The sequence below is a fragment of the Deltaproteobacteria bacterium genome (assembly GCA_005879535.1).
Classification (GTDB): domain Bacteria; phylum Myxococcota; class Myxococcia; order Myxococcales; family 40CM-4-68-19; genus 40CM-4-68-19.
The window spans coordinates 44,117-65,471 of the sequence record VBKI01000078.1 but is presented as its reverse complement, the minus strand read 5'-3'; the positions used below and the strand labels follow the sequence as shown (position 1 = coordinate 65,471).

The 21,355-nt window shown below is 67.8% G+C and carries 20 protein-coding genes; 15 read left to right on the top strand and 5 right to left on the bottom strand.

Annotated features, from left to right (window positions below):
* Positions 1 to 7 precede the first annotated feature (7 nt).
* From E6J58_18170 to E6J58_18155, 4 genes are read left to right on the top strand one after another with little or no spacing between them, the layout of a single operon-like run.
* Positions 8 to 1,147, top strand: coding sequence for a hypothetical protein (locus tag E6J58_18170; GenBank protein TMB34677.1), 1,140 nt, complete (start codon positions 8 to 10; stop codon positions 1,145 to 1,147).
* 7 nt (positions 1,148 to 1,154) lie between these two features.
* Positions 1,155 to 2,360: a phosphate ABC transporter substrate-binding protein gene (locus E6J58_18165; GenBank protein ID TMB34676.1), complete on the top strand. Its 1,206-nt coding sequence runs from the start codon at positions 1,155 to 1,157 to the stop codon at positions 2,358 to 2,360.
* The gene (locus E6J58_18160) at positions 2,357 to 3,130 is read left to right on the top strand and encodes a hypothetical protein (protein ID TMB34675.1); all 774 of its coding nucleotides are present in this window, start codon (positions 2,357 to 2,359) and stop codon (positions 3,128 to 3,130) included. The genes E6J58_18165 and E6J58_18160 overlap by 4 nt, the downstream gene beginning before the upstream one ends.
* A complete protein-coding gene (locus tag E6J58_18155) occupies positions 3,033 to 3,512 on the top strand; it encodes a hypothetical protein (protein TMB34674.1) in 480 nt (159 codons plus the stop codon). Before E6J58_18160 ends, E6J58_18155 begins: the two co-directional genes overlap by 98 nt.
* 50 nt (positions 3,513 to 3,562) lie before the next feature.
* Here E6J58_18155 and E6J58_18150 read toward each other — a convergent pair whose 3' ends face one another.
* From E6J58_18150 to E6J58_18140, 3 genes are all read right to left on the bottom strand, one after another.
* Positions 3,563 to 4,204 carry a hypothetical protein gene (locus tag E6J58_18150; GenBank protein ID TMB34673.1) on the bottom strand — a complete coding sequence of 214 codons (642 nt, stop codon included), beginning with the start codon at positions 4,202 to 4,204 and terminating at the stop codon, positions 3,563 to 3,565.
* A gap of 92 nt (positions 4,205 to 4,296) precedes the next feature.
* On the bottom strand, positions 4,297 to 6,924 hold the full coding sequence (locus tag E6J58_18145; GenBank protein TMB34672.1) for a hypothetical protein: 2,628 nt from the start codon (positions 6,922 to 6,924) through the stop codon (positions 4,297 to 4,299).
* 496 nt (positions 6,925 to 7,420) lie between these two features.
* Positions 7,421 to 8,581 (bottom strand): phosphate ABC transporter substrate-binding protein, encoded by a 1,161-nt coding sequence (locus E6J58_18140; GenBank protein TMB34703.1) that lies wholly within the window; start codon positions 8,579 to 8,581, stop codon positions 7,421 to 7,423.
* Positions 8,582 to 8,715: 134 nt separating this feature from the next.
* Between E6J58_18140 and E6J58_18135 the strand changes: the two genes are divergently transcribed.
* The 3 genes from E6J58_18135 to E6J58_18125 are packed head-to-tail and all read left to right on the top strand — an operon-like array spanning position 8,716 to position 11,815.
* Positions 8,716 to 9,885 (top strand): phosphate ABC transporter substrate-binding protein, encoded by a 1,170-nt coding sequence (locus tag E6J58_18135; GenBank protein ID TMB34671.1) that lies wholly within the window; start codon positions 8,716 to 8,718, stop codon positions 9,883 to 9,885.
* Positions 9,886 to 9,941: 56 nt separating this feature from the next.
* Complete coding sequence (locus E6J58_18130; protein TMB34670.1) at positions 9,942 to 11,153, top strand: ABC transporter permease; 1,212 nt, start codon at positions 9,942 to 9,944, stop codon at positions 11,151 to 11,153.
* Positions 11,154 to 11,164: 11 nt separating this feature from the next.
* The gene (locus E6J58_18125; protein ID TMB34702.1) at positions 11,165 to 11,815 is read left to right on the top strand and encodes an ABC transporter ATP-binding protein; all 651 of its coding nucleotides are present in this window, start codon (positions 11,165 to 11,167) and stop codon (positions 11,813 to 11,815) included.
* A 6-nt stretch (positions 11,816 to 11,821) separates the two neighbouring features.
* Here E6J58_18125 and E6J58_18120 read toward each other — a convergent pair whose 3' ends face one another.
* A complete protein-coding gene (locus E6J58_18120; GenBank protein TMB34669.1) occupies positions 11,822 to 12,571 on the bottom strand; it encodes an SDR family NAD(P)-dependent oxidoreductase in 750 nt (249 codons plus the stop codon).
* The gene (locus E6J58_18115) at positions 12,568 to 14,319 is read right to left on the bottom strand and encodes a radical SAM protein (GenBank protein ID TMB34668.1); all 1,752 of its coding nucleotides are present in this window, start codon (positions 14,317 to 14,319) and stop codon (positions 12,568 to 12,570) included. Before E6J58_18115 ends, E6J58_18120 begins: the two co-directional genes overlap by 4 nt.
* 70 nt (positions 14,320 to 14,389) lie before the next feature.
* Here E6J58_18115 and fabZ point away from each other — a divergent pair, with 70 nt between their 5' ends.
* The 8 genes from fabZ to E6J58_18075 are packed head-to-tail and all read left to right on the top strand — an operon-like array spanning position 14,390 to position 21,353.
* Positions 14,390 to 14,854, top strand: a complete 465-nt coding sequence (gene fabZ / locus E6J58_18110; protein ID TMB34667.1) for a 3-hydroxyacyl-ACP dehydratase FabZ — start codon at positions 14,390 to 14,392, stop codon at positions 14,852 to 14,854.
* A gap of 2 nt (positions 14,855 to 14,856) precedes the next feature.
* Positions 14,857 to 16,056, top strand: a complete 1,200-nt coding sequence (locus E6J58_18105) for a beta-ketoacyl-[acyl-carrier-protein] synthase family protein (protein ID TMB34666.1) — start codon at positions 14,857 to 14,859, stop codon at positions 16,054 to 16,056.
* Positions 16,053 to 17,090, top strand: coding sequence for a hypothetical protein (locus E6J58_18100; GenBank protein ID TMB34665.1), 1,038 nt, complete (start codon positions 16,053 to 16,055; stop codon positions 17,088 to 17,090). The genes E6J58_18105 and E6J58_18100 overlap by 4 nt, the downstream gene beginning before the upstream one ends.
* The gene (locus E6J58_18095) at positions 17,087 to 18,382 is read left to right on the top strand and encodes a beta-ketoacyl-[acyl-carrier-protein] synthase family protein (GenBank protein TMB34664.1); all 1,296 of its coding nucleotides are present in this window, start codon (positions 17,087 to 17,089) and stop codon (positions 18,380 to 18,382) included. The genes E6J58_18100 and E6J58_18095 overlap by 4 nt, the downstream gene beginning before the upstream one ends.
* A complete protein-coding gene (locus E6J58_18090) occupies positions 18,379 to 19,554 on the top strand; it encodes a hypothetical protein (GenBank protein TMB34663.1) in 1,176 nt (391 codons plus the stop codon). Before E6J58_18095 ends, E6J58_18090 begins: the two co-directional genes overlap by 4 nt.
* Positions 19,305 to 20,291 (top strand): SDR family oxidoreductase, encoded by a 987-nt coding sequence (locus E6J58_18085; protein ID TMB34662.1) that lies wholly within the window; start codon positions 19,305 to 19,307, stop codon positions 20,289 to 20,291. Before E6J58_18090 ends, E6J58_18085 begins: the two co-directional genes overlap by 250 nt.
* The gene (locus E6J58_18080) at positions 20,288 to 20,971 is read left to right on the top strand and encodes a nitroreductase family protein (GenBank protein TMB34661.1); all 684 of its coding nucleotides are present in this window, start codon (positions 20,288 to 20,290) and stop codon (positions 20,969 to 20,971) included. The genes E6J58_18085 and E6J58_18080 overlap by 4 nt, the downstream gene beginning before the upstream one ends.
* The gene (locus tag E6J58_18075; GenBank protein ID TMB34660.1) at positions 20,946 to 21,353 is read left to right on the top strand and encodes an acyl carrier protein; all 408 of its coding nucleotides are present in this window, start codon (positions 20,946 to 20,948) and stop codon (positions 21,351 to 21,353) included. Before E6J58_18080 ends, E6J58_18075 begins: the two co-directional genes overlap by 26 nt.
* Positions 21,354 to 21,355: the final 2 nt, after the last annotated feature.

The following is a 21,355-nucleotide window of genomic DNA, read 5'->3' as shown; positions in this document are numbered from 1 at the left end:
GGACACCATGCGCGTTCACCTGACGATTGCCCCGTTGCTCGCCACCCTCTGCGCCTCGGCCACCTTCGCCCAGGCGCCCGATCTGAACGCCATTCCGCCGTACAAGAAGGAGCTCAACGTCGTGGGCGGGCTGCGCATCGCCGGCAGCGAGTTGAAGGGCGTCGTCGATCTGTTGGCCGAAGGATTCCGGAAGTTCCAGCCCGACGCCAAGGTCTCCACCAACTTCATGACCAGCAGCGAGGGCGCGCTGGGGATGATGATCGCCGGCGTTTCCGACGTCGCCCCGATGGGTGACGACGCCAAGATCACCGACCAGATGCCGTTCTTCAACGCCTTCGGCTACGTGCCGACGGAGATCTCCATCGCCACCGGCGGCTACGACAAGCGCGGCACGCTCTTCGCCTGGGCAATCGTCGTCAACAAGGCCAACCCGCTGGCGCGAGTGTCCATCGATCAGCTCGATCGCATCTTCGGCTCCGAGCGCACCGGTGGCTGGGAGATCGGCGCCAACGCCGCGAACAACCTCCTCTTCACCGCGAAGCATGCGCGCGGCCGCGACGGCAACATCCGCACCTGGGGTCAGCTCGGCCTGAAGGGCGACTATGCGGACAAGGAGATCCAGACCTACGGATACGTGGCCCCGGGGTTCGCCGTCAGCTTCGAGCGGATGGTGATGCACTGGTCGGTCAAATGGAATCCCAATTTCCGCGAATACGTGGAGATGAAAGAGGCCACCGGCGACGCGGACGGCCGGGCCGTCGCGAGCCAGCGGATGTACGAGGCGTTGGAGAAGGACAAGTACGGAATCGGCTGGGGCGCTTTGATGCACGTCAATGGCACCTGCGTGAACCCCGACGGTTCGAAGTGCCCCGGCTATCCGGGACTCAAACTGATCGCAGTGTCGCGTAGTCCGGACGGCCCAGCCATTCCCCTCACCTCCGACAACGTCGCCAACCGAAGCTACCCGCTGGCACGCGACGCGTACATCTACGTGAACAAGGCGCCGGGCCGTCCGCTGGAACCAAAAGTGAGCGAGTTCCTCCGCTTCATCCTCAGCCGCGAAGGACAGGAGATCATTGCGCGCAACGGCCCGTACTTCGCCATTCCCGCAACCTATGTCCGTGAGCAGCTGAAGAAGCTGGAATGAGGCGAGCATGAAATTCATCCATTCGATCCCCTTCCTCTGCGCCGCAGTCCTCGTGGCGGAGCAGGCGTCGGCGCAGTACCAGTCGCAGCCAACCGAGGAATCGCGCAAGCTTCCCCCGGGGTCCGCGGCGGAGCGCAAGGCGCGCATGTCGACGCGCGCCAACGCGGTTGCCTACACGAAGAAGTTCGACCTGAGCGGCCTGCCCCATTACGTTCCGGAGGAAAAATCCACCGGCAAGCTGCGCGTCTACGGCAACAACTACGTCGGCGACGCGCCCCTGGGGCGCTGGTGGAAGGAGGCGTTTGAGAAGGTCCAGCCGGGAATCCACATCGAGTACTACCTGCCCTCGGCGGCCATTGCCATTCCCGGTCTCTACTTCGGGCTGGCGGACGTCGCCATCAACCACGAGCCCAGCTTCTACGATTCGCTCGGCCATCTCCGCCTGAAGGGCTACGAGCCGGTGGGCTTCTCCGCCTTCACCGGTTCATACGACTACGTGGGCTGGCAGAACAACTTCGTGATCATCGTCAACAAGGAGAATCCGCTGGCGAAGATCACCCTGCAGCAGCTCGACGGCATCTTCGGCTCGGCCCGGGATGGCGGCTGGGTGGGAACCACGTGGCATCCCGAGTTCAAGCGCGGTCCCGACCAGGATATCCGCAAGTGGGGTCAGCTCGGTCTGGCTCGCGAATGGGCCGACAAGCGCATCAACGTCCACGGTTACAGCCTGCGTTACGCAACTGCCATCGAGTTCTCCAACAAGGTGCTGCAGGCGAGCGACAAGTGGAACGGCGATCTGCACGCCTATGGCAACTATCGCCGCGCCGACGGCACCACGTATCTGGAAGCCGACCAGGTCGTCGACGAGGTGCGCAAGGATCCGGCGGCGATCGGTTACGTGCGCTTCCACCAGGGCCTGCCCAAAGAGATCAAGGTGCTGGCGCTGGCCAGAACGACTGCCGGCCCGTACGTCGATTACAGCCTCGATACCGTGCAAAACCGCTCATACCCGCTCTGGGGCGATCAATCGCTCTGGGTGAGCGTCAAGCCGGGGACGCGCATGGACGCGAAGACGCGCGAGTTCATCCGCTTCGTCCTGAGCAGGGAAGCGCAGGAGCTGGTGCAGCGCGACGGCAAGTACCTGCCGCTCACCGCAGAGGCGGCGCGCGAGGAACTCAGGAAGCTCGACCAATTCACCGGAGTGAACCAATGATCAAGACAGCCGTGGGCGTTGCTCTACTGGTTTCGACGGCACTCGCCGCGAAAGAATCCACCGAGGGCCTGGAGATGCAGGCGGCCCGCGCCAGGATGATGACGGCGCGCGGCAAGAAGTTTTCGTACACAAACAAGTTCGATCTCAGCGCACTGCCGCACTACCAGCCGCAACAGAAAGTGAGCGGCAGCATCCGCATCCGCGGCAGCAACTACATCACCGACGGTCCGCTGGGCTCGTACTGGGAAGCAGCCTTCCGCAAGTACCAGCCCGGCGCACGCATCGATTACCAGATGAAGACCACGCTGGCGGCGGTGCCCTCTCTAACTTTTGGCGACGGCGACGTCGGCATCGGCCGCAAAGTCACCTTCGCCGAGCAGGAGATGTTCGAGCGTTACAAGGACCGTTCACCCGTCGAGGTCGAAGTGGCTACGGGGTCTTACGACGTTCCCGGCTGGCAGCCCGGCTACGGCAGCGTCGTGCAACGGCATCTTCGGTTCGGAGCGGCTGGGCGGATGGGACGGTACCAGCTGGCGGCCGCAGGCGGCGCGCGGAGAGGAGGAAAACATCCGTACCTGGGGACAGCTCGGCCTCACCGGCGAGTGGAAGGACAAGCCCATCCACGTCTACGGCCTCACGCTGCGCTACCACCAGGCCACCGAAATCTCCGACATGATCCTCAAGGGCAGCGACAAGTGGAACGAGCATTTGCGCATCTACGCCAACTATGTCTCGGCGGACGGCAAGCTCGAGCGCAGCCTCGGCGATGACCTGGCGAACGATCGGTACGGGATCGCGTACGTGGCGGCGCCCACGGCGAAGCTGGGGGGTGAAGCGGCGCGCGGCTTGAAGATCCTGGCCGTCGCCGAGAAGAATGGCGGGCCCTACGTCCCCTATTCGCTGGAGACGCTGCATGATCGTTCCTATCCGCTCTATTCGCGCATCTATGCCTATGCCGATCGAGCCCCAGGCAAGCCGATGAATCCCCGCGTGGCCGAGTTCCTCCGCTTCGTCGTCAGCCAGGAAGGACAGGCGGCGGTACAGCGCGACGGAAAGTACCTGCCGCTGACTGCGGACGTGGCCAAGGCGCAGCTCAAGGCGATCGACGAGTTGACGAGGTCAACGGTGCCGACTCGTGCCGCGGCTAAGTGAGGAAGAAGACGGCGAAGCAGCGGCGTTGCGCTATTTCCATGCCGAGATGCTCACAGCGCGAGCAGCGCTCCTGCGGCGAGATGGTTCGTCCAGAGAGAGGTCGAGAGGTCCCCGCCCGGCGCGGACACGCGTAAGTGTGCAAACGTGAGCCGGTACTCGACAAAGAGGCCCGCCGGACCGGCGAACCGCCATTGGAACCCGGCCGCTGCCTTGAGCGACACTCCACGGAACCACTGGTACTCGTCAACCGCGGTGGTCCCCGACTCCGCCTCGACGTGCGGGATGAGCGTGCCAGCGCCGAGCGCCACATAGGGCTGCACCGGGCCGGCTCGGGTGCGCCAGTCGAGATCGATCATGAGATGGTTGAGCCCGTGCGAGAAGCTCAGCCGGCTCAATGCGGGCGCCATGCTTCCGCTCGCGGCATACGCTTTGTCGTGAAAGAAATCGATCGCCAGTCCCCATCCGCTCCGTTCGAAGAAATACGCGGCGCGCAAACCGTAGTACGGCGGCGCTCGCAGCGAGCGCGTTTCCCACTGGACGGCGCGAAAGCTCTGCCCGGCAAGCGTGACGTCGGACTCTGCGGTTGACGACACGCCGAGATATGCCGCGACCTGCGTCTCGGCGCGGACCGGCGCCGCGACAATCAGCGAGGCTATCGTCGCAAGCGGTGTGACGCGCGGAAGGAGCAGCATCGCGTTTGGTCCACTGGCATCCGATTCTATGCGTCGCGGCCGAGATTGCGCCAGGGCGTTCCGGGCTTCTCCACGGGGCCTGACGCGATCCGTTACCTGGCGTTGACGACCGCGATCGCGTTCATTGCCCGGCTGACGAAGCGGCTGGTGTAGAGATCGGCGGCACGGACCCGCGAAACGTCGCCGCTCCCGCGCCAGCGGCCTTCGTCGCTTTCGTCGAAAACGGCTGAGAGATTGACGTCCACCGCCAGCTGCGCCTCCTCGGGAGAGATCGAATAATCGCCGCGGGTATACGTCGGCAGCGCGGCGCGGATCAGCTCCAGCTCGGCTCGCCGATCCTTCGCGGCAAAGTAATCCGCCGGCAGCCGGGCTGCGATCTCCTCCGCCGAGTGCGAATTGACGAATCGCATCGCCCGCACCAGCGCGTTCACCAGCCGCTGCGCCATCTCCGGCCGCTTCGCGATGGTCTGCGGTGACATCAACAGCGCCTGCGCGGGAAACCGCGCACCGAGCGCCCTCGCGGTCGATTCGCCGCTGTCCAGGTCGTACAGCGTGCTCGCGAGCCCGGTGGCGAGCAGCGCCGAGGTGATCGGCTCCTGGAAGGTCATCACGTCGACGGTGCCTTCCTTCAGTCCCTTGACGACCGCCTCCTCCCGGCCGGCCTTCCCCATCATCACCGACGCGTACGCGCCCGCGCCGGACTTCCTCGCCAGATAACGGGTGAGCACGCTCTTCATCCCGTAGCCCGCGCCCGCCGCGACGTTCCTGCCGGTGAAATCGGCAGCGCTGGCGACCCAACCCTTTGCCCGATCCGCGACCAGCACCTTCATGCCCGGCGCGTCGTTGAAGAGCATCACCGCCTGCACCGGAAACCCGTGCCGCGCACCGTAGATGGCGTGGTTGAACCAGCAATAGGCCGCATCGATCCGACCCTTCGCCAGCGGCTCCTGCATCAGGTAGTCCTCGCCGGTGATCTTCTCGACGTCGACGCGCTGGAGCTCGATCCCTTCCTGCTCGAAATACCCGAGGCTCTCGGCCAGCCGCACGACGATGGGGTCCTCATCGATACTCATCCGCACCTTGATCGCCGACGCTTTCTGGATCACGCGCAGCTCGTTTGGCGTCGAGGTCGAATCGAGCTTCTTCACCTGTTCCGCCGCGGCGGCCGCGGTCAGCGGCAGATAGCCGCCCGCGCGCGCCACGTCCGCCTGACCTTGCTTGCTGAGCACGTAGCGGAGAAGCTCGCGCAGCTTCGGATCGACGCCGGCGGCCTCGCTCTTCTCGTTATCGATGTTGAAGACGGCGTAGACCGGCCGCGACAGCGGATAGCTGCGGTCGGCCACCGTCTCGCGCGTGGGGTTGACGTACGGCCCCGCGGCCGTCTCCGCCAGCGGGAGCGCTTTCACGCCGGCTGCCGCGGAATCGAGCGACGCGTAGGCGATGCCGGAAGGGTCATTGCTCAGATCGGCGATCATCAGCGCGGGGTCGGCGTACTCGCGCAGGTCTTCGTTCCACAGGTCGGCGCCATGCATGACGCGCGACTGGAAGTACGTGATCGCGCCCGCTCCCTCGAGCGGCGGCGCGTAGACATGGATCGGTTTGTCGGCCCAGGCGCCGGTCGCGCCGAGCTGTCCCCAGGTGCGGACGTTCAGTTCCGGCCCGCGCGCGGCGGTCACGTCCCAACTCAGGCCGTTCCAGCCGCCGCCGCGCTGCGCACCGAAGATCGCGTCGAGCTGCTGCACCGTCAATTTCGCGATCGGATTGTCGCGATGCACGAAGACGGCGTACGCCGGCGACTTGTCGGGCGTGGCGAAGCTGCCGGTAGCGACTTCGACCTGGACCGGAAAGACCCACGAGCGCTCGTAGGTCCCGTAGTATTCGAACGGGTTCATCGCGCGGCCCATCAGCGCGAGATCGGCGGTGCGCATCTCGAGGCCGTAAATCCCCGACGCGGTCCCTTTGAGCCAGCTTTCGAAGCGGACGTCCGGATGGAAGCGGCGGAAACCCTTCTCCCAGCGCTGGAGCAGCGCGGCCATCTGGTCGTTGCCGCTCACGCGGACCGTACCGGACACGTGCTGCGCCGGGTGGTATTCGGGCAGCGCCGCCACAACGAGCAAGGCTGCGATGAAGGCGCTCATTCGAGTTTCCTCAGCTCGGTCTCGACCTGCTCCGCGCTCAGCGGGATGAAGATGCGGCTGTCGGCGACGATCTGCTGACCTTCGCGGCTCAGCACGAACCGGACGAATTCCTTGTCGCGCGCCGACAGCGGATGTCCCGGCACGCGATTCAGATAGAGGTAAGCGCCGTTGCGCATCGGATAGCTCCCGTCGAAGAAGCTCTGCGCGCTCGGAGCGACGAACGGGCCGCCCGGCGTCGCTGCGAGCGGCAGCACCTTTACGTCCGACCCGAGCGCGTTGATGACGCGCTTGAAGGTGAAGCCCATCGCGAGCGGGTCGTTCTGCACGCCCTCGACGATCTCCTGGTCGTGCGTCTTCCCGCGCGCCTTCAGCGCGATGTCCGCGCGCGGGCCCTCGACCAGCGCCGGGTTCCATTTCTGCCCGCCGTGGAAGGCCTCGCGCTCGATCAGGTCCGCCCAGTTGCTCAGCGTGACGTCGGAGCCGTGCAAATGGATGGGTTTGTCGGCCCACTCGCCGGTCAGGCCGAGCTGTCCCCAGGTGCGAATGTTCTTCTCCGGCCCGCGTGCCGCCGCGGTGGACCATTTGGTACCCACCCACGCGCCGGTGCGCTGGGCGCCGAAGATGCCGTCGATCTGATCGAGCGTGAGGCCAGCGAGCGGATTGCTCTTGTGAACCACGAACATCAGTCCCGGTGTCGAGCCCTCCGGATCGTCATACGACCCGTTGGCGAACTTGATCTCCAGGGGCGCGTACCCGAATGCGCCCTGGAACGCTTCCAGCGTCGAATGCCATGTGCGGTGGCCCATGAGGCCCACGTCGGCCTTCCCCGTGACGAGCCCCGCGAACGCCTGCGAGGTATTGATCAGGTACGCTTGCAGACGGACGTGACCCTGCCTGTCGCGGAATTCTGTCGCCCACTTTCCCACCAGGGACTCGAGCGGCGTGCCGTAGATGCGCACCACGCCGAGCGCCTGCTGCTGCGGCCGATACGGCGGGAGCGCGCTCAAGTCGTACTTCGCCGGCTGGTACGGCGTCGGCACAGCAACGAGCAGGCCGAGCAGGGCCAGGGCCGTCATGGTCAATCCAGCTTCCGGCGCTGCTCCCGCAGCGCGTTCGCGGTGAGCGGTAAGTACTTGCCGTCGCGCGCCACTGCCTGCTGGCCCTGGCGGCTCAGGATGTAGCGGATGAACTCGCGCACCTTCGGATCCACCGGCGTGCCAGGCTTGCGATTGACGTAGAAGAAGGTCTCGCCGATCAGCGGATAGCTGCGGTCGTGCACCGTCTCCAGCGTGAGCGGCACATACGGCCCGCCCTGCTTCACGGCGCTGGTCACCGCCTTGGTCTTCGGCGTGAGGTTCATCACGCCGCCGTATCCGATGCCGTAGCGATCCTCGTCGAGGTGCTCCATCACTTGCTGCGCGCCGGTGATGAGCTTGCCGTTCGCATCGGTGAAGTTGGCGAACAGCTTGATGCGCTCGTTCCACTTGTCGCTGCCCATCAGGATCGGGTTGGCGATGCGCAGGCTCTGCTCGTAGCGGAGGTTCAGGCCGTAGGGGTTGATCGGCTTGTCCTTCCACTCGCCGGTCAGGCCGAGCTGGCCCCAGGTGCGGATGTCCTTTTCCGGGCCGCGGGCGACGTCGCGGTGCCACTCGAAATCGGGCCCCCAGCCGCCTTCGCGGGCGGCGCCGAAGATGCCGTCGAGCTGGGCGAAGGTGAGCTTCGAGATGGGGTTGTCCTTGTTGACGAAGATGCCGAGCGCGTTGCTCCACCCGGCCACGTTGTACGAGCCCGTGGTGGAGACGATCTCGGTGACGTCGTAGTCGTACTCGCGCTGGAACGCGAGGCGCTCCGACCAGAGGATGCCGCGCCCGGTGATGCCGATGTCGGCGGCGCCCGCCCACAAGGCGCCCACCGCGGTGGCGGCGCTCTTCAGGTTCCATTCGATCTGGATGCCCGGCTGGGCTTTGCGGAACTCCTCCTCCCAGACCTGCGCAAGGCCGCTGTCGGCGAGGTAGTTGTTGCCCCAGATCCGCAACGTGCCGGAGACTTGTTGCTCGGACTCGTAGGCGGGCAGACCGGAAAGATCGAAGCGGTCGGCGGGATAGAACGTCTTGGCCCCGCGCTCACGGACGAACCGCTCTCGGGTTTTCTGCAGCGCGAGAGCGTCCTGGCTACCGCTCGGCGCGCCTCCGGCGAGGAGTACGGCAGGGAGCAGGAGCAGGCCGACGACAATCTTCAATGCGGACATGTGGGCGCCTCCTTCAGAGTTGCGAGAGGATTACGCGCCCCCCTGAACCAAGCCTGAACAGCCGATGAATTCCGCTTCAGCGGCGCGTTCAGGTTGGCGCAAGGTTCTCCGGGCAGGCTTCCCCTATGCTGACTCGCATCGCGTTGGCGCTGTCGCTGCTCGCTGTTCCCTCGCTCGCGCAGGTCTCCAGCCCTGAGGACGTCCGCAAATCGCTCGCGGCGCAGAAGGAGCGCGCCGGCGTGGTGGCCGAGCGCGGCGAGAAGCCGCACTACACCCGCAAGTTCGACTTGAGCGGCCTGCCCCACTACGTCCCGCAGAAGCAACTCACCGGCTGGATCCGCCTGCACGGCAGCAACTACCTGGCCGACGGCAAGCTCGGCGAATACTGGCGCGACGGATTCGCGAAGTTCCAGCCCGGGCTGCGCATCTCCTTCTACCTTCCGACGGCGGCCGTGGCGTTCGCTGCGCTCTATTACAACCAGGCCGACCTGGCGATGGGCCACCGGCCGGGGTTCTACGACCTGCTCGCATACCAGCGCGTGATGGGCTTCGACCCGCTCGAGATCACCGCCGTCACCGGCTCGTACGACGTCGCGGGCTGGGAAAACTCGACGGTGATCCTCGTCAACAACGAGAACCCCCTCAAGGGCATCACCCTCGAACAGCTCGACGGCGTGTTCGGCGCGGCCCGCGACGGCGGCTGGGCGGGGACCAACTTCCGCCCCGACTGGGCGCGCGGCCCGGAGAAGAACATCCGCACCTGGGGCCAGCTGGGTCTGAAGGGCGAGTGGGCCGACAAGCCCATCCACGTCTACGGATTCAACCTCCGCTACAACACCGCCACCGACTTCGCTGACAAGGTACTCAAGGCGAGCGACAAGTGGAACGAGAACATCCACGCCTATGCGCACATCGTTCAGCCCGACGGCAAGCGATACATCCAGGCCGACCAGATCACCGACGCGCTCGCCCGCGACAAGTACGGCATCGCCTACAACCGCTACCGCGGCGAGCGGCCGAACATCCGGCGACTGGCAGTGGCCGCGACCGACGGCGGGCCGTTCGTCGAGCACACGCTGGAGACGGTGCAGAACCGCACCTATCCGCTCTTCCAGGAAGCCTATTTTTATACGAGCGTGAAGCCCGGGACGGCACTCGAACCGAACGTGAAGGAGTTCCTCCGGTACGTCCTGAGCCAGGAAGGCCAGGCGGAAGTGCAGCGCGACGGCAAGTACCTGCCGCTGACAGCGGCGGTCGTGCGGGAGCAACTCAAGAAGCTCGACGAAGCCCACTAGCCCCTGCCGCACCCGACTTTCATGAGTGCAGCAGGCACGGTACCGTGCCGCGCTGAATGGCCACGCCACCGATCACAATCCATCGCGGGGCGAACCCATCGCTGATTGTCTTCCTCGCATGGCGGGACTTGCGGAGCAGTCCGTTGACGGCCGCCGTGCTCGTCGCCGCCGTAGCGGTTGGGGTCGCCTTTCAGGTGCCGAACACCGCAAACATTCTCGGATACGAAGCGGAAATGCTCGAGCAAGGGGTGAAATCGGGCTTCGGCGACGTGCGCGTTTATCCGCGACAGGGCCGTCGCATCGATGAGGCAGCGACGACGCTCGACCGGCTGCGGTCCACGCCCGGCGTCCGCGCGGTTGCGGCAGTGTTGATCCTTCCGGCCGTCGTCGGACGCGACCAGGCATTCCAGAGCGTGGCCGCGCTTGCCGTCGACGCTCCCGATGGCCGCCGGCCCTTCCGGCTCGTCGAGGGGCAGGCGCTGCCACCCGGCGACCGGCATGGAGTGCTGCTCGGGCGCAGTCTCGCGCGCCGGCTCGGGGTCCGTGTCGGCGACGAAGTGAAGCTCCGCGTCGTCCTCGGGCGCGAGCAACTCGACGAAGACGTAGGCCGGTACCGCCTGACGGTGCGCGGGCTCTTTGCCGGCGCGTTCACGGTCTGCGCGACCGATTCCATCGTCGTCGATCGCCGTTTTCTCGCAAGCGAGCTCGGCAATCCGGACGCGACCGACATGCTCCTCGTCTATTCCGACGATCCCGATCGCGCCGGCGCTCTGTCGGCGCGGCTTGCCGGTTCCTTTCCGGGGCTCGACGCCCGCACCTGGGCGGAGGACAGCGCGCTGTTGCGCAATGCCATCCATGGCAGCGCAGCCGTGGCGGCGTCATCGAGCGCGATGGTGCTGGTCGCCGTGGCCTTGCCGGTGGCCGCGCTCCTCTACCTCCGTTCCGTAAACCGGAGAAGGCAAGTCGCGCTCATGGCTGCAATGGGGATCGGGGGGTCGGAAGTGTTCGTCGCCTTTCTCCTCCAGGCGCTACTCATCGGGCTCGTCGGCGTCGCGCTCGGCTGTCCGATCGCCTACGGGCTCCTGCGCTACTTCCGCGCCCATCCGATCTTCGAGATGGAGGAGTTCGTCCTCCGGCCGGTCGAGGCGATCCGGACCTTCGTCTGGCCCGCCGTTACGGTGCTCGTCGCGACGGTCCTGTCCGGCGTCTATCCGGCCTGGCGCGCGGCGCGAATCGATCCGGCGGAGATCCTCCGCCGCGGCGCATGAACGGCGCCGAAATGGTGCGCGCCGAAGCGCTCGCCCGTCGCTTCGGCGAAGTCACGGCCGTCGGCGGCGTTTCGCTGAGCATTGCCGCCCGGGAGTGGGTGTCGCTCATCGGTCCTAGCGGTTGCGGCAAGACCACGCTGCTTCAGATGCTCGGCCTGCTCGATCGCCCGACGGCAGGTCGGCTGACGCTCGCAGGCGTCGATCCATGGGACCGCAGCCCGTCAGAGCGCAGCAGACTTCGCCGCGAACAGCTGGGCTTCGTATTTCAGGGCAACAACCTGATCGATCACCTGACGGCGCGCGAGAACGTCGCCCTTCCAGCGTGGCGGCTCCTGGGACGACGTCTCGCCGCGCTCGCCGCCGCCGATGCGCTCCTCGAACGGCTGGGACTCTCCTCGCGCGCCGGGACGCCCGCCGCCGCTCTTTCGATGGGAGAAGCACAGCGCGTGGCGATTGCCCGCGCCCTCGTCAACCGTCCCGGATTGGTCCTCGCCGACGAACCCACCGGCAACCTCGACTCGGCGTCGACCAAAACCGTGATGGCCGCGTTCGCGGAGGTATGCATCGCTGGATCTGCGCTGCTGGTCGTCACGCACGACGCGGGCGTGGCCCGTCACGCCAACCGGATTCTTGCGATGTCCGATGGACGCCTCGTCGGCTAGTCCGGACTAGACGGCGCCGTCCACCACGATCGTCGCCCCGTTCATGTAGGAATTGCCGTCGGAAACGAGGAACGCCACCACGCTTGCGATCTCCTCGAACGTGCCCACGCGGCCCACGGCGCAATGGCGCAGATAATCATCGCGCTTCGCCGGCGGCACGTTCACGCTGACCCCCTCTTCGAGGATCCCCGGGGCGATGCAGTTCACGGTAACGCCATAGCGGCCGATCTCTTTTGCCAAGCCTTCCGTGAAGCCCTTCAGCGCCGCTTTGGCGGTGCAGTAATGTACCGGCGCCTCCAGCATCTTCACGCCGGCGAGCGAGCTGACGTTGAGGATCCTGCCGCGACGCATCCGGATCATGCCGCGCAGCACGCCTTGGGTGACGAGGAACGCGCCCTTCACGTGCACGTCCATCATCTTGTCCCAGTCGTCCTCTTGCATCAGCGCAAGGGGCACGACCTGGCCCACGCCGGCGTTGTTGACGAGCACGTCCACCGGCGCGCCTGCTTCGGCCTCGATGGCGCGGACCATGGCGTCGATCGCCACCTTGTCCAGGACCGAGGCGCGAAAGGCCCACGCCCGCGCGCCCGAGCTGCGAAGCTCGTCGAGGGTTCGGCGCGCATCTTCGTCGGAGCGGCTGTAGTTGAACGCCACCGCCGCCCCCTCGCCGGCGAGCGTCCTGCAGATGGCGCGGCCCAGCCCGCGGGAGCCCCCGGTCACCAGCGCCACCTTTCCCTCGAGCAGTCGCGTGCTCATCCGGCGCTCACCACGGGCAGCCTCCTGCCCCCGAGGCCGTTGGCTCCAGGGCGCGCGAAATCCGCCACCGCGGTGTCCGGTCCCTTCGCCGCGCCGCGGTGGAACATGTTGAACCCGCAGGCGGGCATGACCCGCCCGTCCGCTTGCGGGTAATGGTGACAGCACTTGCGCAGCCGCTCGAGGTCGAAATCGTGCCGGTCCATGTAATGGTGGAGGAAGATCGACTTTGCCCGGCCTTCGCCGATGCGCACCGCCTCCTTGGGAGACAGCAGCCGGTCGGGAAACATCTGCAAGAGCAGCGCGCGAAGCGCGACGAGCACGTCTGGACCGCGCTCGATCTCGTCCTGACGCGCGAACACGTCGTGGATCACCTCATGCAGCGCCTCGTGGATCTGCTCGTTCGCGGGCAGCGTCGCCGACGACCGCAACAGCGTTCCAAAGCGGGAGAAATCCACGAAGCGTCCGAATGGCAGGTGCGTGTCGTCCTCGAGCTTCATCAGATAGGTGAGCGAGACGCACTGCGGATGCGAGCACGGCAGCGGGTAGAAGTCGGACTTGCGTAGCTTGCCGCCGGTCTGTTCCTCGATGCGCTGGATGACGCCCGGAATGGTCAAGCGATCCATCGGATCGCCCGGGTACTTCCCGCCGCCGTAGCCGGTAAAGGCCGCCGGTTGGAAGTTCAGCGAGAGGATGTGGTCCTCGCGCAAGAGCAACTCGACTGCCTGCCCGATCTGGTGCTCGTTGGCGCCGCGGGTGGCGACGAAGACGAGCTGCGTGGGGATCCGCAGCTCCTTGAGGATGCGCAGCGCTGCGTCTTTCTCCGCCACGAGATCGCGGCCGCGGATCTTCTCGTGCGTGTCGGCCGTGAAGCCGTCGAGTTGCAGCGCCACGTAGGCGCCGCTCTCCCGGATCGCCTCCGCGAAGGCGTGGTCCCGCCCGAGGCGCAGCCCGTTGGTGATGATCACCACCCGGCCGATCTCGGGCCGGGTCGCGATGCGAACGAGGTCGAGGATCTGCGGATGGCTGGTGGGCTCGCCGCCGGAGAGCGCGACCGACTCGCACATTCCTTCGCGGTGGACCATGCCGTCGATGATCCGCTCGAAGTCGGCGAGCGAGATGTGCGACGAATACCGGTTGTTGACGATGCAGATCGGGCACTCCAGGTTGCAGTGGTCCGTCACCTCGACGATGGGCAGGCAGGTGTGCTGCTCGTGCTCGTCGCAGACGCCGCAGTCCGTCGGGCAGCCATGCTCCGCCTTCCGCGAGAAGTGCAGCGGCTCGGTGCCGGCGCGCGCGAAGGCGTAGGCGCGCACGTAGTAGAGGGCGTCCTCGCTGACCAGCGCCTCGGACTTGCCACAGGAAGGGCAATCCTTGCGGAAGTAGACCTTGCCGGCGCGCAGCACGACCTCCACCTCGAGCAGCCGCAGGCAGTGCGGGCACACGGAGGTGGTGTGCTTGAAGACGCGGTCCACGGGAGAAGCAGCATCCGCTTCGCCACGGGCGAGGAACGCGGCGACGAAGGCGGCCGCGTCTTGATGATGAAGTCGCTCGACCGGCCCGCAGCTCTCGCAGCGCAGCAGCGCCCAGACCTGGCCGCCGCGCAAGACGATCCGCGCCTCACCGCGCCGCTCGCATTTCGGGCAGGGTATGTACTCGTGAGCGAAGAAGGTATGCGGCTTGTCAGGCCGCGTCCGCGTCGGTTCGCAGATCGCGCAGTCCATCGTGCCCTCCGCGCGGTTTCGCAGCATCCTCCACAACCGGACCGTCGCCGTCAATGCGGTGCATGCGTTTTCCGCCGGGGATATAGTCGCCGCTCCGATGCGGTACTTTCTCCTCGATCGGATCCTCACGCTGCGGCCGCCGGAGAGCGCGACGGCCGTCAAGTGCGTGTCGCTGGCGGACGACGTCTTCGCCGATCATTTTCCCGGACAGCCGGTGATGCCTGGAGCGCTGCTCATCGAGGCCATGGCCCAACTCGGGGGCGTCCTGGTCGAGGCAACGTTGCGCGAGCGCGGCCATGATCACCTTCACGCGATGCTCACCATGGTCGATCGGGCGAAGTTCCGCGAGGTGGTGCGGCCCGGTGACCGGCTCGAGTTGGAGGCGATCGGCCTCGCGGCGCGAGAGGAAGGCGGCCAGGTCCGTGCGCTGGCGCGCGTCGACGGAAAACTCGTCGCCGAAGCGGACCTGACGTTCGCGTTCGTGAAGATCGCGAACCCGAAGCTCATCCAGCGCCGGCGTGAGGCATTGCAGATCTGGCTGGGCGGATCGGTTGGAGAGTAGCGGTGCGGCGGCCCGTGTTCGTCAACGGAGTCGGTGCGTTCACCGCGCTCGGCGCAACCTGGCCTCAGACGTGCGCTGCGCTGGCGGATGGCGCTTCCGCCGTGCAGCCGGTGCGCGTCTTCGATGCGACCGGTTTTCCTTCTTCCCATGCGGCGGCGATCGATCGGGTCCCGCCCGGCGCGCCCGATCGCCGCCTTTCGTTCGCGCTGCCCGCGGCGCGCGAGGCGTGGGACGCGGCGGGGCTGAAGAGCACGCCTGCCGAGCGAATCGGGGTCTTCGTCGGTGCAGAGACGGGCCGGCCGGACTTCGAGACGCTGGTCGCGCTCGCGCGGGCGTCCGCGCGCGACCAAGGGCTGGATGAGTCGCGGCTGATCAAGGCGCTGCAGGCGCGCGCATCGGCGCTCGCTCCGGGCGAGGTCTCGCCCGCCGCGGTGGCCTTCCGGCTCGCCGCCGAATTCGGGACGCGCGGTCCCTGCGCGACCGTGTCGCTCGCCTGCGCTTCCGGAGCCGCCGCCATCATCGAGGCGGCTCGTTCCCTGCGCGCCGGCGAATGCGACGTGGCGCTCTGTGGCGGCGTGGGCGCGGATGTCGATCCATTGCTCCTCGCCGCGTTCGGTTTGCTGGGCGCCCTGAGCGCTTCGGGCGTATCGCGACCCTTCGACCACCGGCGCGACGGGTTCGTGCTCGGCGAGGGTGCCGCCATGGCGGTGCTGTCCTGCCGTCCTGCGGCCGTCGAGCTCGAGGGTGTGGGCCGCACGCTGGATGCGCACCACATCACGGCCCCGGCGCCCGACGGAGGCGGCGCCATCCGCGCCATGCGCCTCGCGCTCGCCGATGCCGGCCGGCACTCGGTCGAGGTCGTCCAGGCGCACGGCACCTCGACGCCGCTCAACGATGCCGTCGAGGCCCGGGCGTTGCAAGCGGTCTTCGGTGAGAGGCTGGGCACGGTTCGCGTCAGCTCCGTCAAGGGCGCACTCGGTCACACGATCGCAGCGGCAGGAGCGCTCGGATTCCTCGCCGGCGCGGAGGCGGTCGCGAGGGGAACCGTTCTCCCCACTGCCGGCCTCGAACAACCCGACCCGGACTGCTCGCTTTCGCATGTGATGGGACGGGCAGTGACGATGCGGGTCGACGCGGCGCTGGTGAATGCGTTCGCCTTCGGCGGCGCGAACTGCAGTCTCGTGCTGGCGAGGGCGGCATGAGCGACGCCGTTGCCATCGTCGGCGCCGGCGCGGTCAGCGCCTACGGGGTGGGCTGGCGCGGGTTGGGGAAGTCTCTCGTCAAGCTGGCGGTGGCGCCTTCGGTGGAGTTGGCCGCCTCGCATCCCGGCGTGCTTTGCTCCTCGGTCAGCGAGGTCCCCTCGAGGTTGGACGCGGGCGATGCGCGCGCTCGCAAGCTGATGTCACGAGCCGCGCGCCTGGGCGCCATCGCAATGCGGGAGGCCCTGGTCGATGCCGGCTTTCATGATCGTCGCGAGGAGATCGGCGCCTGGATGGGAGTCGGCGCCTCGGGCGTCGCGATGCAGGACGTACCGTGCATCCTCGCAGAGAGCGTCCGCGAAGGCGCGCTGTCGCTCGAAAAGCTCGGTGAGCGCGGAATCGCAGCTTGCAACCCGCTCTTCACCTTCCAGACCCTCAACAATTTCTCGCTCTGTCACGGAGCCATCCTCGAAGGGCTCGGCGGTCCGAACGGAGCCTTCTTCTCGCGCGGCGCAGGCACCGTAACGGCTTTGGCCGAGGCGGTGCATTCCCTTCTCGAAGGAGACTGCGATCGCGCGGTGGCAGGCGGGGCCGACACTGCGCTGCACCCGATCACCTGGGCAGAGCTCGTTCGCGACGGCTTCGCAAATCGGGGCCTGATGCCGGGTGAAGGAGCGGCAGTCCTCGCGCTCTGCCGGCGGTCGGAGCGCCCGCTCGCGCTCCTCCGGTCGGTGGCCGCCGTTCGCGAGGGCGGCGACATCGCATCGCTGACGCTTCCCTCGCACGCCGATCTGGTCGTGCTCGCGCCCTGGGGAGCGCCGGCCCGAGCGCTCCTTTCCGATCTTGCCGCCAGCCGCTGCAGCGCCTGTCGCACGATCGATGTGAGCCTGACGCTCGGCGATTCGCTGGCAGCAGCACCCCCGTTGGCCTGGGTTGCCGCCCTGGATTTGCTGAAATCCGGCGAGACGGCCCTGGTGTTGAGCGCGGGCGTCGATGGGTGCATCGGGAGCGTCGTGCTGCGGCAGGGGGGGCCGTGAGGCGGGCGGTCATCAGCGGCGCGGGCGTCGTGTCCCCCTTCGGCGTGGGTCTGCAGCCGTTGCTCGATGCGCTCGCTGCAGGGCGCGCCGCGGTCGGACCCATCCGCTCGTTCGACGCGAGCCACTTTCCGGTGCGCGTCGCAGGCGAGGTCCCTCTCTCCACCATCGCGCCTGCGTGGCTCGCCGGAAAGTTGGCCGGATTTGGGCCCGCGGATCTGCTCGTGCACGACCTGGAGCGCGACGGGTCGTTGCGAGACCGCAAGGTTCCGTTCGCGCTGCTGGCGGCCGCCGAGGCCTGGCGCGCAGCAGGCTGTGGCCCCGCCGAGCAACACGCCTCGCTGTCGATCGCCATCGGACTCGAGCAGGCCTTTCTCGAAGATTTCGCGCCGATCTGGCGCGAGGGTGCGATCGACTGGACAGCCCAGGCCGCGGCCTCGCTTCCCTTCGTACGGTTCCGCTCGCCTGTCGATCTCGCCGCCCGCTCCGTCCGGCAATTGCTCGAGCTGCGCGGTCTCGCCGTGATCCACGCGAGCGCCTGCGCCGCCGGCGGGCTGGCCGTGGCGCACGCCGCGGCTCTCGTCGAGCGCGGCGAGTCGGACGTCGTGGTTTGCGGCGGGACGGACTCCATGGTCAATCCGTTGGGTATCGGCGGACTGGCGCGCATTGGAGCGCCTTCGCCGCGCAACGAGCCGGACGCATGCCGCCCATTCGATCGCCGCCGCGACGGCCTCGCCATCGGTGAGGGCGCCGCCATGTTCGTCGTCGAGGACGAGCGCCGTGCGGAGGCGCGCGGAGCCACTGCCCTCGCTCGCGTGCTGGGCTGGGGCAGCACGCAAGACGGGTATCGCGCGACCACGCCGCGGCCCGACGGCGCCGCCGCGCGCCGCGCCATGGAGCTGGCACTCTCTCGCGCCGGTCTTTCACCGGCGGAAGTCGGGTACGTCAACGCGCACGGCACCGGCACGCCGCTGAACGATCCCGCGGAGGCCCGCGCCATTCGCGGAGCGTTCGGTGCACAGGCGGAACGCATCCCCGTCAGCTCGATCAAGGGCGCGGTCGGGCATCTGATGTCCGCGTCCGGAGCGATCGAGCTGGCCTCGTGCTTGCTTGCCTTCCAGCGGGATCTTCTTCCCGGCACCGCGCATCACCGCGAGCCCGATCCGGACTGCCCGCTGCCAGTGATCGGCGAGCAACCGCGGCATGCAACGATTGACGTCGCCCTCTCCAATTCGTTCGGCTTCGGTGGCCAGAACGTTTGCCTGGCGCTCGGACACCCTGGAGGGCGGAAATGATCGCAGCAATTGCGGGCCGCGCCTGGCGCACGCCGCTCGGCGGCTCGATCGAGCGCGTCGTGTCGCGGTGGCTCGCCGGGGAGCACGCCGTCCAGCCCGCACCGCATGTGGTCCCGGGAGCATGCCAGCTGCGGTGCGCAATTCCGGACCAGCCCGCGCCCTGCCGCAACGACCGGTTCCTCGACAGGGTCGGGCTCCTAGCGCTGGAAGTCGGACGCGAGGCGATGGCGGGCGCCGGTTTCGCGCCGGGCGATCCGCGACTCGAGCGCACCGCTTTGTTCGCCGCCACCGGTGGGCTCCGCGCGCGCTGGGACGACCTGGTCCGCGCTCTCGCGCGGCAGCGAGACGACGGCGCCGGCCTTTGGGATCGGGGGCTCGCGCAGATGCATCCGTTCTGGATGCTGCAGCAGCTTTCCAACAACGTGCACGCCCTGCTCTCGATCGACCTGCAGATCCGCGGCGACGGTGCCACCTTTGCGGGAGCGATTGCCGGCGCCGAGGCGCTGTGCGCCGCAGGGCGCGCTCTCGAGGCCGGCGCCGTCGACGCTGCGCTGGTCGTCGCCTATGACTCGCTGCTCGATCCGCAGTCGGTGGCGGACTTGACCGAGCGCCGGGTGGCCACCCGCGCCGACCTCACCCACTGGCGCCCGCCCTACGATGAACGGGCGGAGGGCGCGGTGCCCAGCGAAGGCACGGCGGCCGTCCTCCTCGTGCGAGCTGCCGCCGGGAAAGGACTTCCGCTCCTCTCCTGCATAGCAGGTGTGGACGCTGACCCGCTTCCCTCCGGCGAACCGCGAGCGCAGCGCCTCGCCGAAATCGCTGCGCTCGTCTCTCATTGCGAAAGGATCGTCGACGGGGCGGCCTGGGCACGACCTGAGATGGATTTCGCCGAGCGCGAGTCCCTCGCCGGCGTGTTGCCGGAATCGGCGCGACTCCTGGCGAGCGCGGCGTCGCTGGGCCGTCTCGGCGCGGCCGCGCCCGTGGTCCAGGCGATCGCAGCGGCCGAGATCCTGCGCCGGGGCGTGCTGCCGTCCATCGCCGGACTCGAACATGCCGCACCCGGTGCTCTGCATCCGGTCGCCGTGCCAACCCCCGCCGAAGAGACGTCCGCGCTGCTCCTCAGCGCGGGAGCGCCAGGTCTGGTCGCTGCCGTCCGGGTGGAGGTCCCGTGAACGCGGGCGTCGCGTGGGTCACGGGAGCGTCGGGCAGCATCGGCCGCGCCGTGATCCTCGAGCTGGCACGCCGCGGACTCTCCGTCGGCATCGGGTTCCGAAGCTCCGAGGCCGCGGCCTCACGGGTGGCGGAAGAGGCTGCGCGGCTCGGTGTCAGCACGCAGCTCCTCCGCGGCGATGTGGCGGCTTGGAACGACGTCCAGCGCACTGGCGAGGAGCTGGTCACCGGTCTGGGACCGCCGGACGTGCTCGTCTGCGCGGCGGGCGTCACGCGCGACTCCCTGCTCGGCGCGAGCGAGCCCGCGGACTTCGACGAGGTGATGCGCGTGAACTTCCTCGGCGCGGTCCACGCCTGCCGGGCGGCCTCACGGCACATGATCGCGCGCCGGCGGGGAGCGATCGTGCTCGTCTCGTCCGTTGCCGCCCAGCGCCCCGGCCGCGGGCAATCGAACTACGCCGGTTCCAAGGGAGCGGTCGAAGCCTTTGCGCGCTCGATCGCGGTCGAGCTGGCTCCCCGGGGCATTCGCGTCAACGTGGTCGCGCCGGGCGTCATCGAAACCACGATGTCCGCGGACCTGCTCGCCCTTGCGCGAGACGAGGTGAATCGGCGTATCCTCTTGCGCAGGCCGGGCACTGCCGAGGAAGTGGCGCGCGTGATCGCATTCCTCTGCAGCGATGAAGCAAGCTACGTGACTGGCCAGGTCTGGAACGTCGACGGGGGGTTCAAGCTCGAATGAATGGCCCCACGAACCTCGAATGGTTGCGCGGCCGCCGCAGCGTCCGCGTCTTCGCTCCGCGATCGATCGATCGCGCGCTGCTGGAGCGGATTCTGGAGGCCGCGATCACGGCGCCGTCGAGCACCAACCGCCAACCCTGGCGGTTCGCAGTCGTGACCGCAGCTCCAATCCGCGCCGCGCTGGTCGATGCCGTGCGCAGCAGGACGGAGGCGATGAAGGACATCATTCGTCGATCGCACCATGCCGAGGAATTCGGCAGCTACGGCGACTTCTTCTTCGAGCCGCTGGAGACGGCGGCAGCCATCGTCGTGCCCCAGTACCGGGAGTATCCCGACCTGCTCGCCGAGCTGATCCACTCCGGCGGAGGCGATCCGGCGACGCTTCCCACCGCCTCTGCCATGCAGGCAGAGCTCTGCTCGACGAGCGCGGCAACCATGGCGCTCCTGCTGCAGGCGCACGCGGAGGGGCTCGGCGCCTGCTGGATGGCGGGACCGATGGTTGCGCGCGACGAGGTCCAATCGCTGCTCCGCATCGTGCCGCCCTGGCGGATGGTCGGCGCCGTCGCGTTGGGCTGGCCGGCGGAAGCGCCTCAGGCGCGGCCGCGCAAGCCCATCAGCCAGGTCGTGCAGTGGCACGACGAGCAAGGGGACAAGGATGAGCGAATCGACGCGCGTACCTGAGCGGGTCCGTGAGATCGTCGCCGAAGCGCTCGCGCGGTCCCCATCGGACGTGCGGCTCGACTCGATCCTGATGGCCGATCTCGGGGCGGAGTCGCTCGACTTCCTCGACATCGTCTTCAAGCTCGAGCACGAGTTCCACATCCAGATCACCCGCGGCGAGATGGAGCGCGCTGCGCGCGGAGAGATGAGCGACGAGGAGTTCGCTCCCGGCGGGGTGGTTTCCGAGCAAGGCCTCGCCCGGCTTCGCGAGCTGATGCCCGAAGCGGCAGCCCGCATCCACCCGGGGCTGCGGCCGGTACAAATCCTCAGCCTCTTCTCGGTACAGACGTTCGTGAACCTCGTGCGCGCAAAGATGGGCGCGGCGCCTGCCGACGCGGCCTGATC

What these genes read in the sequence shown, in the direction of transcription:
- E6J58_18125 (TMB34702.1), top strand. Translation starts at nt 11,165, where the DNA reads ATGGTGCGCGCCGAAGCGCTCGCCCGTCGCTTCGGCGAAGTCACGGCC.
- E6J58_18075 (TMB34660.1), top strand. Translation starts at nt 20,946, where the DNA reads ATGAGCGAATCGACGCGCGTACCTGAGCGGGTCCGTGAGATCGTCGCC.
- E6J58_18170 (TMB34677.1), top strand. Translation starts at nt 8, where the DNA reads ATGCGCGTTCACCTGACGATTGCCCCGTTGCTCGCCACCCTCTGCGCC.
- E6J58_18115 (TMB34668.1), bottom strand. Translation starts at nt 14,319, where the DNA reads ATGCTGCGAAACCGCGCGGAGGGCACGATGGACTGCGCGATCTGCGAA.
- E6J58_18145 (TMB34672.1), bottom strand. Translation starts at nt 6,924, where the DNA reads ATGGTCCACCGCGGCGGCACGCGGGCCGGAGAAGAACATTCGCACCTG.
- E6J58_18155 (TMB34674.1), top strand. Translation starts at nt 3,033, where the DNA reads ATGATCCTCAAGGGCAGCGACAAGTGGAACGAGCATTTGCGCATCTAC.
- E6J58_18100 (TMB34665.1), top strand. Translation starts at nt 16,053, where the DNA reads ATGAGCGACGCCGTTGCCATCGTCGGCGCCGGCGCGGTCAGCGCCTAC.
- E6J58_18080 (TMB34661.1), top strand. Translation starts at nt 20,288, where the DNA reads ATGAATGGCCCCACGAACCTCGAATGGTTGCGCGGCCGCCGCAGCGTC.
- E6J58_18090 (TMB34663.1), top strand. Translation starts at nt 18,379, where the DNA reads ATGATCGCAGCAATTGCGGGCCGCGCCTGGCGCACGCCGCTCGGCGGC.
- E6J58_18135 (TMB34671.1), top strand. Translation starts at nt 8,716, where the DNA reads ATGCTGACTCGCATCGCGTTGGCGCTGTCGCTGCTCGCTGTTCCCTCG.
- E6J58_18130 (TMB34670.1), top strand. Translation starts at nt 9,942, where the DNA reads ATGGCCACGCCACCGATCACAATCCATCGCGGGGCGAACCCATCGCTG.
- E6J58_18150 (TMB34673.1), bottom strand. Translation starts at nt 4,204, where the DNA reads ATGCTGCTCCTTCCGCGCGTCACACCGCTTGCGACGATAGCCTCGCTG.
- fabZ (TMB34667.1), top strand. Translation starts at nt 14,390, where the DNA reads ATGCGGTACTTTCTCCTCGATCGGATCCTCACGCTGCGGCCGCCGGAG.
- E6J58_18120 (TMB34669.1), bottom strand. Translation starts at nt 12,571, where the DNA reads ATGAGCACGCGACTGCTCGAGGGAAAGGTGGCGCTGGTGACCGGGGGC.
- E6J58_18160 (TMB34675.1), top strand. Translation starts at nt 2,357, where the DNA reads ATGATCAAGACAGCCGTGGGCGTTGCTCTACTGGTTTCGACGGCACTC.
- E6J58_18165 (TMB34676.1), top strand. Translation starts at nt 1,155, where the DNA reads ATGAAATTCATCCATTCGATCCCCTTCCTCTGCGCCGCAGTCCTCGTG.